At 36.5% G+C, this 11913-nt stretch carries 9 protein-coding genes; 2 read left to right on the forward strand and 7 right to left on the reverse strand.

Annotated elements, in window-relative coordinates:
• Positions 1 to 799, reverse strand: a 799-nt coding sequence (locus AAC037_RS08980; RefSeq protein ID WP_339902670.1) for a sialidase family protein, incomplete at its 3' end; no start/stop codon positions are given.
• Between the two features lie 525 nt (positions 800 to 1324).
• Between AAC037_RS08980 and AAC037_RS08985 the strand changes: the two genes are divergently transcribed.
• Together AAC037_RS08985 and AAC037_RS08990 are read left to right on the forward strand one after the other, a co-directional pair.
• Positions 1325 to 2185, forward strand: coding sequence for an alginate export family protein (locus AAC037_RS08985; RefSeq protein WP_339902671.1), 861 nt, complete (start codon positions 1325 to 1327; stop codon positions 2183 to 2185).
• Between the two features lie 84 nt (positions 2186 to 2269).
• Positions 2270 to 2647: a hypothetical protein gene (locus AAC037_RS08990; protein WP_339902672.1), complete on the forward strand. Its 378-nt coding sequence runs from the start codon at positions 2270 to 2272 to the stop codon at positions 2645 to 2647.
• A 523-nt stretch (positions 2648 to 3170) separates the two neighbouring features.
• Here AAC037_RS08990 and AAC037_RS08995 read toward each other — a convergent pair.
• From AAC037_RS08995 to AAC037_RS09020, 6 genes are all read right to left on the reverse strand, one after another.
• The gene (locus AAC037_RS08995; protein WP_339902673.1) at positions 3171 to 3815 is read right to left on the reverse strand and encodes a carbonic anhydrase family protein; all 645 of its coding nucleotides are present in this window, start codon (positions 3813 to 3815) and stop codon (positions 3171 to 3173) included.
• A gap of 199 nt (positions 3816 to 4014) precedes the next feature.
• Positions 4015 to 5619, reverse strand: coding sequence for a SulP family inorganic anion transporter (locus AAC037_RS09000; protein WP_339902674.1), 1605 nt, complete (start codon positions 5617 to 5619; stop codon positions 4015 to 4017).
• Positions 5620 to 5732: 113 nt separating this feature from the next.
• A complete protein-coding gene (locus tag AAC037_RS09005) occupies positions 5733 to 5981 on the reverse strand; it encodes a hypothetical protein (protein ID WP_339902675.1) in 249 nt (82 codons plus the stop codon).
• 278 nt (positions 5982 to 6259) lie between these two features.
• On the reverse strand, positions 6260 to 6928 hold the full coding sequence (locus AAC037_RS09010; RefSeq protein ID WP_339902676.1) for an ABC transporter ATP-binding protein: 669 nt from the start codon (positions 6926 to 6928) through the stop codon (positions 6260 to 6262).
• A 40-nt stretch (positions 6929 to 6968) separates the two neighbouring features.
• Positions 6969 to 9389: an ABC transporter permease gene (locus tag AAC037_RS09015; RefSeq protein WP_339902677.1), complete on the reverse strand. Its 2421-nt coding sequence runs from the start codon at positions 9387 to 9389 to the stop codon at positions 6969 to 6971.
• 202 nt (positions 9390 to 9591) lie between these two features.
• Positions 9592 to 11913, reverse strand: a 2322-nt coding sequence (locus AAC037_RS09020; protein WP_339902678.1) for an FtsX-like permease family protein, incomplete at its 5' end; no start/stop codon positions are given.

Genomic DNA, 11913 nt, shown 5'->3' on the forward strand with positions numbered 1-11913 from the left:
CTATAGGGCCACCATTTTCTGGGGTTCTCAGGCCAATGTCTCCCTCGGGCAGGGTATTCCAATTGGCATTAGCTGGATCAGCTACATCAAAGAGATTGTCACTCTTGAGCAATACCCCTTCATTGGAGGTGAAAAAACCATTTCCAAACCCTCCCACCTTGATCAAAGGAACAAAGGCAGTTCCTTGATGATAAAAGGCTTTTCCAACATTCCAGAAAAAGCGGATATCTCCCTGATAAGCGTTATTCCGGTCAATTTCAAATTCACGCACGGGAATGGTATACCTGTCTTCTGACCAGGATTGGCCATGATCATCAGAATACTTGAAAACGAAATAGCCCTGGCTGTCCACTCTCTTGACAACACCATTTTTATAAGGAGGATCATCTCCTTTGACTTCCCTTAGATTGTCGGTATTATGGTTGTAGAATACAAATATCCGACCTGAAGGGGCTTTTAAAAGCACTGCATAAGAAGCCTCAGGGCCGTCTGAAGGTTCTATTGCTATCATTTCTTCCCATGTAATGCCCTGGTCAAAACTTCTCTGGCTGATGATATGTTGTCCACTGGCTCCTTCATGGCCGGACCCGGTGGTCATCACGCACAACCAGGCGCCGTCATCGGTTTTTACGATATAGGGTTGGTCACTATAGCTTTTGTCAGGTATTATACGACCATTTTCTATATTTCTCCAATCGCCCGATTGGGCGATAACATGGTCTGTTTTGCCTGCAAAGGTCCAAAATAGTACGCCAAATAGAAGACAATGAATGGGCCTTAAAATATATTTTAATCTCATGGGTCTAATATCACAGAAAATAAAATACATCAATAAATATCTTATATTTTAAGCTAAAAACTGGTAGTTCTTTTTAGCCGATGTGGGTGTACAATTGAACGGAGATTTAAAATCAGCAATAAATAAAACATGCATTTCATCGACTAAATTAGGTTAATTTTTAACCAAATTATTGCAAATCAATCCCAAATTTCAAGAAAAATGTAGATATTTTACCCAAAATTTTAAATTTTGTTATTTAATAGTCATTTTTAGGTTTTTGTTTTGATAAACTTTATTATTAAAGATAGTTGGCTCAATTATGAAATATATCATTATTCACCACATATCTGCAGCAATTTTTTGGTATTGACTAAATAACAATATACCCTCATACATGGAATAGTTTTTTATTGGATCAAAAATAAAACCGGATAGAACTGTAATAATACAGGATTACAAGAAAATTCTTCATGAGAAACAGGTAAATAACTCTCTAAAGTTTGGAAATAAAACAAAATTGTAAACAACCCTAAAACTTAAACTATGAAAAACATTTATTCCGTCATTTCAATACTATTTGTATTAATTTCCTACCCCAATCAAAGCATTGCTCAATTCAGCGTAGACGGACAAATGCTTGTGCGAAGTGAATACCGTCATGGCTACCAAAAATTATTGAATAAAAATATGGATCCTGCCGGATTTATCGCCCATAGAGCTAGAATTCAAGCAATTTATAAGATCGATCGCCTTACTTTTTTTATGAGTATTCAGGATGTTCGCACTTGGGGAAGTAGCTCCACTGCCAATATTTCCGACAATTATTTGTCAGTGCATGAAGCTTGGGCTGAAGTTAACTTTGGGGAATACTGGAAGCTGAAACTGGGAAGACAGGAGTTAAATTATGACAATGCACGATTTCTTGGAAACCTTGATTGGGCACTTCAAGCCAGGTCCCATGAATTTGCTTTAATGAAGTATGAAAAAGAAAATGCTAAACTGCATTTTGGCTTTGGTTTTAACCAAGAAAACCAAAAGATTCAAGACCATGTCTATTCTTCCTATAATAATTATAAGGCAGCTCAGTTGGTACGCTATGAAAACAAAACAGGGAAATTAAATTACGCTTTCCTTTTTTGGAACGATGGAAGGCAGTATCAGGAAATAGACAATAGTACCAACACCACCAACACAGGAATTCGCTACTTACAAACCTTAGCCCTTCCAACTTTAAGCTATTCCATGCCTAAAACTCAGGTTTCAGGATATTTTTACTACCAATTGGGCAAAGATATATTTAACAGGTCTACTTCTGCTTATGATATAAGTGCACATATTACCCATACCCTAATTGAAAATAAAGAGAAGGGAACCAAATATACGGCTACCGCAGCCTTTGAATAGATAAGTGGTACTCCTACGAATGACAAACAAGAAAACAGGTCATTCTCTCCGCTTTATGGCACCAATCACGCTTTCAATGGTTTTATGGACTTGTTTTATGTAGGGAATCATTTTAACTCAGTAGGCTTAAGGGATATTTACCTAAGAACAAGATATAATTTTGATTCGGGTTTCTGGATACAAGGTGATTACCATAATTTCTCCGCAAATGCAACCCTACTCAGAGATGAATATAGCGGTCCTGAATTGGACAAGAGATTTGGTTCAGAAATCGATCTTAGCATAGGCAAGGTAATCAGTGCATTTGTTTCAATTCAAGCCGGTTATAGTCAATTCTTAGCTTCTGATACTTTTAAATATATTCAGAATAATGGTGATCTTAAAGAAAATCAAAATTGGGCCTATATCATGTTTGTTTTCAGACCAAACAATAAAGCAAAATTTATAGGGGTACCCCTATGATTAAGCAACCTATATAACTTATGTCACTATGCCTTTACTTCGCATTTATTGGCATCTTATGCAGGTAGGCCCATACCGTGGATTAACTAATAGGATGGTTTATGGAGGAGTGGTTGACTTTCTGAGCTAAACCACCGACAATGAAACTATAGATTGTTCTTGAGTTCCGTTTATCCAGTTTCTTTTCTTTTTAATCGGAAGTAACCTTTCCTAATGGGATTGATTTGATTGCAGAAATAGAGTGCACGTTAGACCAGGATCAGGAAATCGTAGAGAGATTCAATGATACCAATGGAAAATGGTTTTTATAAAAAAAATATTCTATTGTAAAGGGTATTTTAACCATTGTTTTTTCCGGGAAATGCCGTTGTAATTGGAGTTCTAAAGACTTGTCAAGCAAATAATTCAATTGAAATCAACCCTTTTACAATGCTATAAAAAATAGCAAATTAATAAGAAATAAAAAAGCAGTTTTAAAAGATCCATTACAAGACCTTTAAAACTGCTTTTCTACTATTTAAATTTAAATCTGTTCGCCTAAAACTGCCTTCATAAAAGCAACTTCTCCGGTATCCACATCATAATAGCCACCGGTCATCCCTATCTCCCCATTTTCGTACAACTCCTTCAAGACAGGGCTCTCTTGTAAAATCATGTCCATGGTAGTAATCACATTTCTTTTTTCTACAGCTGTAATAAATTCAGGGTCAGAATTATCCTTACCGGGCATTTCCGCTGCAACATCATTTATGGCCGGATCAATTTTCTCTAATAAACCGGTCAAATTTCCAATTTTCACTCCTGCACAGGCACCTTTTATTGCACCACATTTACTGTGACCCAGTACTACTATTTGTTTAGAACCGGCGAGTTTGCAAGCAAATTCCATACTGCCTAAAATGTCTTTATTCAACACATTTCCTGCGATCCTAACACTAAAAATATCTCCCAATCCTTGATCAAAAATCAATTCTGCTGAAGTTCTGCTGTCAATACAACTTAAAACAATGGCAAATGGAAACTGACCATCCTTGGTAGCATTTACCTGTTCAAGTAGATTCCTGTTAACTTTTAAATTACTTACAAATCGTTGGTTTCCTTCTTGTAGTATTTCCAAGGCCTTTGCTGGTGTCATTGTGGCCTGAGTTTCTGCGGTATGTGCTTTCATTCTTTTCTATATGTTTATTTTATGGGGGTTATATTCCAATTAACAATGGTAATCCATCCCATTGGATAAATTTCAATTCTAAACTACCAATATAATGTCAATTTTACTATCTAACAAAAGCTGAACGGATAGCTTAATTGACAATACCCGACGTCCGGAATTGTTTTTCTCAAAGGGAAATTATTGCCAGTAGATATAATCAATTATTAAATAGTTGGCTAATTTTTTCTTCTGACAAAAGGTTTTTGTCTATATAAACGTTATTGTTGGTATCAATGTCATTGTCTAGGCGATAAGCATCCTTGAAACCAATCAATATTACTTTAATTCCTCTTTCTTTAGCATTTACCATCTTGAATTCATGAATCAAATCCAACACATCCTGAGCTATATATACTGTATCAGATGCGTTAATGATAACTTTTGAATTGTCCGGAAGCTTGTTTAGTGTAAGCTTTATGGCTGCTTTATTGAGAAATGAAACTTCCTGAGCGAGATCTACGTGGATCACATCTCCATTTCTATATTCTTCTTTTCTGAAGAAATAAGCCTTTTTGATATTTCCTCTCAAAATGAAAATAACGCTTATAATCATACCCAGTGCTACTCCATTTAACAGACCTAAGAAAACCACTGCTAGTAAAGTGGCTATAAATGGGATGAATTGGTATTTTCCACGGTCCCAAAAACGTTTAATGGTAGAAGGATTGGCTAATTTATAACCAATTGTTAATAATATCGCCGCTAGAGTGGCCATTGGGATCAGGTTAAGAACCATAGGTATACTCAGCACACAAATAAGCAACAGGAAACCATGAATTATGGCTGACATTTTGGTTTTTGCACCTGAATTTGCATTGGCGGAAGACCTTACAACCACTGATGTCATGGGCAATCCACCTAAAAAACCACTAATCATATTTCCTACTCCCTGAGCTTTCAACTCCACGTTTGTATTTACAAATCTTTTGTAAGGATCCAACCTTTCCGTTGCTTCAATACAAAGTAAGGTCTCAATAGAGGCCACAATTGTAATGGTAACTGCCACAATCCAGACCCCAGGATTAAAAACTGCTTCGTAAGATGGGGTAACAAATATTCCTTTAAACTCTTCTATACTTTTAGGAACGGGAAGGCTTACCAAAGATTCAGCGCCTACAGCAAAAGAGCTATTAGTGGCAATAAATAAACCATTTATTATAATGCCTACCAGAACTGCTACCAGAGCTCCGGGAATTAATTTTAACTTTCTTAAAGCAGGAGTTTTCTGCCAGGTGATGAGTACCGCCAAAGAAGCAACAGTGATGATTAAAATACCGGGTTGAATGTCAAGAAAAGCAGCAAATATATCCGCAAATAAGCCAAATCCCGGGCTAATTTCTACGTCGGCACCTAAAGCAAGGGGTATTTGCTGAATAAAAATAATTACACCAATACCGGCCAGCATCCCTTCAATTACATTTGAAGGGAAATAATTCGAAATCGTCCCTGCTTTTACAAAACCTAGCAACAATTGCATGGCTCCTGCCAAAATAACTGCAACTAAAAAAGTCTCATAGCCGAGATCAGCTATGGCTACAAATACTATTGCTGTTAGGCCTGCAGCCGGGCCAGAAACACTTATATGCGATTGACTTAAGAAACCTACAACTATACCACCAATGATTCCTGTAATAATTCCTGAGAACAATGGTGCACCGGAGGCCAATGCTATTCCTAAGCATAATGGCAAAGCTACCAAAAATACTACTAAACCTGATGCAACATCTGATTTCAGATGCGCAAATAGATTGTTACTTTTCATGTAATTTTATTATGAGTTTAAAATTTCTTACCCGGTTTGATTGCGCTATTTCACATCATTGGGTAGATAAAAAACCATTGACACCATTTTGATGCCATGGACCGAAAGAAAAATTATTTAAACTCTGGAGGTGGTACTATAATACCCGGGTCGTAAAGACTAAAATATAGATTATTAATGTTCAATCTACGAGACACAATTTCATCGAACGATTTTGCCAATAATAAATGGTTGGTCGGAACGAGATCATCAATATCTAACTCACATTTTACTTCATGCTCCTTAGTTTCTTCCTCAGTAAAAGAAAAAAACATGGATATATTTGCCTCTTCATCTATTGCTGCCACCACAATACTGGGCATAAATAAAAGGGAAAGGAATAGAGTTAAAAACCCAAAAGCAATACTTCGATATGTTGTCGCTTTGAAAATCAATCTTTAATAATTACAGCCGCAATATAGCCATTAATACAAAGATTAACACTCTCGTAAGTAAAAAGTTTAGAATTTAACACCAACTTTACATTTTTAGCCTTAAAACAAACTCAAATTTAACAAAATGGTAATAGCATTATGCAATTTTTTAGGCTAAAGAAACAGGGAATGGAAAAATTAATATCTCTACACTCCCCTGAAAAAGATCAAATTTCCTCCATTCTTCCGTCCAATAAATGTATAATTCTTTTCCCGTAAGCAGCATTTTTTTCTGAATGGGTTACCTGGATAATGGTGACTCCTTCATTGTTCAATTGCTTGAACAACTCCATGATTTCTTCGCCTTGTTTTGAGTTCAGGTTACCCGTAGGTTCGTCAGCTAAGATTAACTTTGGCTTACCAATCAAGGCACGGGCAATGCCAACCAACTGTTGTTGCCCTCCACTTAACTGGGTCGGGAATAAATCTTTCTTGCCGACAATATTAAAACGATCCAACATATCTGCAACAAGGGCTTTGCGCTCTGATCCAGAATGCTTTTTATAGAGCAATGGCATTTCCAGGTTTTCATAGACTGTCAGCTCATCAATCAAATGATAGGCTTGAAAAACAAAACCTATGTATTGTTTGAAAAGCAATGCTCTTTTCTTTTCCTTTAATTGATGGACAGGTTCATTAAGAAAGTTGTACTCCCCTTCATCAAAACCATCCAGCATACCAATTACATTGAGCAAGGTAGATTTTCCTGAACCGGAAGGGCCCATAATGGATATAAAATCTCCCTCTTCTACAACCAGATTAATGTCCTTAAGTAAAAAAACCCTTCTTCCACCTTGTTGAACCCATTTGAAAATATTGCTTAATTTTATTAACATCGAATTATTCAATTATTTTTAAAATCTATTTTGTAATTAACTACTCATCCTTTAAAGCTTGTATTGGATTGGCAGTGGCGGCTTTTAAACTTTGCCAGCTGACCGTCAATATGGCAATGCCAATGGCGACAATTCCTGCAAGCAAAAAAATAGTCCAATTGATTTCAGTTTTAAAGGCAAAACCTTCCAGCCAACTTTTCATGGCATACCATGATATTGGAATGGCTATGAAAAAAGCCAACACTACCCATTTTAGAAAATCCTTGTTAAGCAAAAGAAGAATTTCAGAAATTGTGGCGCCATTTACCTTTCGGATACCAATTTCTTTGGTTCGCTTGGCCATTGAGTTGGATGCCAGGGCAAATAGACCCATGCAAGAAAGTAGCACTGCCAGAATAGAAAACCATGCAACCAGGGTATTGATTTGGACATATTCTTTGTATTGCTCATTTAATTTTTCATCAGCAAAATAGAACTTAGGTTCAATTCCTGAAAATGCACTCTTCCATTTTTGTTTCAATTGTTCGAGCATTTGCAAGCTGGCTCCTTCCTTGGCCTTTATGGATAAAAAGCCCCAATTGGTATAGTCTTCCTGCTCTGAAAAAATATGAATCAAAGGTTGAGCTTGATGCTGAACACCCTGATAACTGAAATTATCTACAATTCCTACTACCTTACGGATATCTCCTTGTTTGGAACTTTCATTTAAAATTTGTCCATTTGCCTCATTAAAGCCAAGCTTTTGCGCAGCAGCTTTATTAAGTACTATGGCATTTTCATAATTTATATTGCCTTTTTCAAAACCATTTCCTGACAATTGTTGAATGCCAAAAGTTTTGAAATAATTGGCTCCGACATAAGCTTTTCTCAGGTGTATGGATTCCTCTGAGTTTTTTCCCTGAGGGAAAAACACATTGTAGTTTTCACTATAATACCCGGGTATGCATTGAGAAAAACTTACCGATTCTACCATAGGGCTCTCTTCCAATTCCTTGGCAATTCGCTCATAATTATTGCCGGTATTCTCCATATTGGGAAACTGCCAGGGTTGTAATTCTGTAATGATTACATTTTCTGTATCGAATAGTGGATCTTTTTCCAGCATGCCTTGCACCTGCTTCCTTACCAATAATGTTCCTGAAATTAAAATTATCGCTATGGCAAACTGAATTACAATTAAAGAATGACTCCCTGAAGAAGACCTGAGACCGGAAAAAACATTCCCTTTAAGGCTTTCAGTCAATTTTCCTTTGGTCCAAAAAAGAGAAGGAATTAACCCTGATAAACCACCTACAACGGCCCATATTATTAATGGGATCCAAATAAAAACAGGCTTTTCAAAAGGTGTGAATTGCAAACTTGTATCATTGAGTGTATTAAATGTTGGCAAAAATAAGCCCATCAACATAAGCCCTAACAGCAAAGCTATAAAGCTAACCACAAAAGACTCTGTCAATATTTGTCCGATAATGTCACTTCCCGAAGCTCCATGTACTTTTTTAATTCCAATTTCCTTTACTCGGGACTGTACACTATTAATGGTTAAATTTATAAAATTAACTATGGCTATACTTATGATGCCCAATGCAATTATACATAGGATAACAATCAAAGTTTGGTTAGATTCTTCAGTGGAATGATAGGCTTGGAGTGGTAACAAATTGAGGTCTGTTTCATTTTGACCTACAGGTAAATAATTTTCTTTAACAATCTGCTTTAATTTTTCATCAATTGCTTCCGGTGCTATCCCATCTTTTAATTGAACATAGCTTATGGAAAAAGTATTGTACCAGTCATGAATTCCCTTTATCCAAGGAGAAATCTCTTCACCTGTTTCATAGGAAGAAACGATATCAAATTTTATGGATGAATTAGAAGGAATGTCTACTACCCCTTTTACTTCCAAAAAAACCTCTTCAAATTTTATTTGGAGTTTCTTACCTATTGCCGGTTCATTCCCAAAATACTTTTTAGCAAAGTCTGTACTTATCACCACACTGTATTTTTCTTGGATAGGATTTCTATCGGACCCCTCGGTGAAAGGAAAACTAAAGATGGAAAAAAAGCTTTGGTCAACATAATGAATATTTTCCTGAAAAGCTTTGTCACCATGGCTAATTCGAAAACCCTCCCAATCGAATATCCGTGTACCATTGACTACTTCCGGCACCTCCTCCATCAACTTAGGCAATAAAGGTCCCTTGGTCTGTACGGTTTCACCATCCCTAATCCTATAAATATTGTCATAATTATCATGAAATCGATTATAGGTCAGGTCATTGTGAACATAAAGGGTTAATAGTAAAAATGAAGCGATGCCAATGCCTAAACCAAAGGTATTGATCATAAAAGACCCTTTATTGTGCTTAATGTTTCTAAAGAAAAGTTTTAAGTTATGTCGTAGCATTGTATACAAATTTCTGTTAGGATTGGCCTTCTTCATTTCAATTACGATCTTCATGCCATAAATTTAATTGGATGAATTTCAGTATTTTACAACTATTAAATTATTCATTTTAAATTTATGTGTAAAATCTTTTGACAGAATTTGTACAATATATTTACACATTTTGGGCAGTAATTAATTTCTGAATTTAAATCTAGAATCTAAGGCATCTATAAGATATTTGTCAGCATTTGACCAACACTTTAGACGCTATCCCCTATTCCGTACTTAAACTTTTCACGGGGTTGGTATTGGCTGTTGTAAATATTTTAATACTGATAACTGCCAGTGCGATTATTAATAAACTTACGCCACTTAAGAGAAATACCCACCAACTCATTGTTGTTTGGTAAGCAAATTCTTGCAACCAGCTGCTTATTCCCCACCATGCTATCGGAACAGCTATAACAAAGGCAATACTTACGAGCACAAAGAACTCTTTCCCCATTAATAAATTAAGTTGCAAGATGGAAGCCCCTAGGACTTTTCTAATGCCAATTTCCTTTGTTCGCTTTTCAGTACTGTGGATAACCAAGCCAAAAAGTCCTAAGCAACTGATAAGTATGGCTAAACCTGTGGACCATTTTAAAAGTGTGGCTGTCTTTTGCTCTTGGCTGTAAAATTGTTTTACATCATCATCTACAAAATTAATTTTAAACGTTTCATCAGGAAAGAATTCCTGCCACAGCGTTTCAATTTTATTGATGGCTTTAGGCCAATGCTTTGTATCCTTGGCTTGGAAGGAAAAGTGAAGGGTATAGTTTTGATTATTCTGAACAAATGCCATAGGCTCTATTTCCTCTCTTAGGGAACTTTGGTTAAAGTCTTCCATTACCCCTACAATAGGTATATTATCATTGCCTACCTTAAATTGCTGGCCAATGACCTCTTCCGGTTTTTGGAATCCCAAATGGCGCATTAGGGTCTCATTGATTACATATTCAGAAATAGAATCATTGAGTGGCAATCTTCCTGACAATAAGTCTATGTCATATAAATTCAGGAAATTTTCATCCCCAGAGAGCATTTGTATTTGAACATGATTCTCCTTACCCTCTGAAAAATAGCTTACTCCTCTTCCTGAATAGCTTTGGGAGGCAGGAGGATCTCCGGCCATGCTTATTTCATTGATCTCCGGAATAGCGCTAATACTCTTCTTAAAGGCCTGGTATTTTTCATTGGCATTTATTGTTCTTGGCGCTTTAATATAAGCAATAGACTCCGATTTAAATCCCATATCCTTATTTATCAGGTAGTTTATCTGTTTTCCTACCAACAGTGTAGCTATAATAAACACCTGGGCAATAACAAACTGGAAAACGGTTAAGAATTTTCTTAAACTCCCCTTGTCTCCATCCAAAACCGATTGGTTTTTGAGTACGGACACCGGTTTATATTTTGACAGGATAAGGGCGGGATAAAAACCTGCTAAAAAAGCAATAAGAATTAATAAACCTATTAATGAGACAATTAATACCGGGTTTTGCAATAAACCCATGCTAAGCCCCGATGGTATAAAGTCGGCAAACACGCGTAGCAGAAAAGTAGCCATGAAAAGGGACAATATGGCTGCTGAAACTGTTAAAATAAAAGTTTCGCCCAAGTATTGAATGACCAACTGTTTTTTGGAACTGCCTAATGTTTTTCGAATACCAATTTCTTTGGCTCGCTTGGCAGATTGCGCAGTATTGAGGTTAATAAAATTAATGCACCCTAAAAGCAATAGAAAGAGGGCAATAAGACCCAGGCCTATTAAAACATCAGCACTTGCACGGTAAGGGCTGCTGTCAAATACACCGTAAATATCGTTAAGGTGAAGGTTTTTCAAAGCTTGCAACCGAAAGGACCTGAAATACCCCAAGGCGGCCATTTCTTCATTTTCATTTTCTTTCCCCAAAACGTCCAATTGCGCTAGAATAGCGGTTTTATTATTAAACTCATCCGCTTTAATAAACAATTGAGTAGATGAACTGATACTTCCCCAGCTTTTATCATAGAAATACCCATAGCTCTCTGAGTTTTGAAAAGACTTTCGGGATAAAAACTCTTTGAATATAAAGTCAGAACGTTCTTCAAATTCAGCCACAATTCCTGTCACTTTTACAATTAAGGAATCCTCATAAATCAAGGTATTACCAATAATTTCTTCAAGGGATCTGCCGGGAAAATATTTTTCCGCCCTGCTTTTACTCAACACCACTTCAAATGGATTTTCAAGAGCTGCATCTGCCGATCCGGCAAGCCAATGATACTTGAATATTTTAAAGTATTCTTCGTCAGCAACCACAATATCTCCGGGCCATTCAAATCCCTTTTGACTAGATGCTACAGTTACTTTATCAAAACCAACAAGGAAAAAAGGACTCACATGATCAATTCCAGTACTATTGTCTTTCAATGCATCTATTAGCGGTACCGGAACACCTCTAGAATGTCCTTCCTGATCAGGTCCCTGAGTGTCTACAACTACACGGTAAATCCGGTCTCTACCCTCATGAAATTTATCAAATGTAAGGTCATAATAAACCATGATACCAAT

This window comes from uncultured Cyclobacterium sp. (genome assembly GCF_963976465.1).
In the GTDB taxonomy this organism is placed as follows: Bacteria; Bacteroidota; Bacteroidia; order Cytophagales; family Cyclobacteriaceae; genus Cyclobacterium.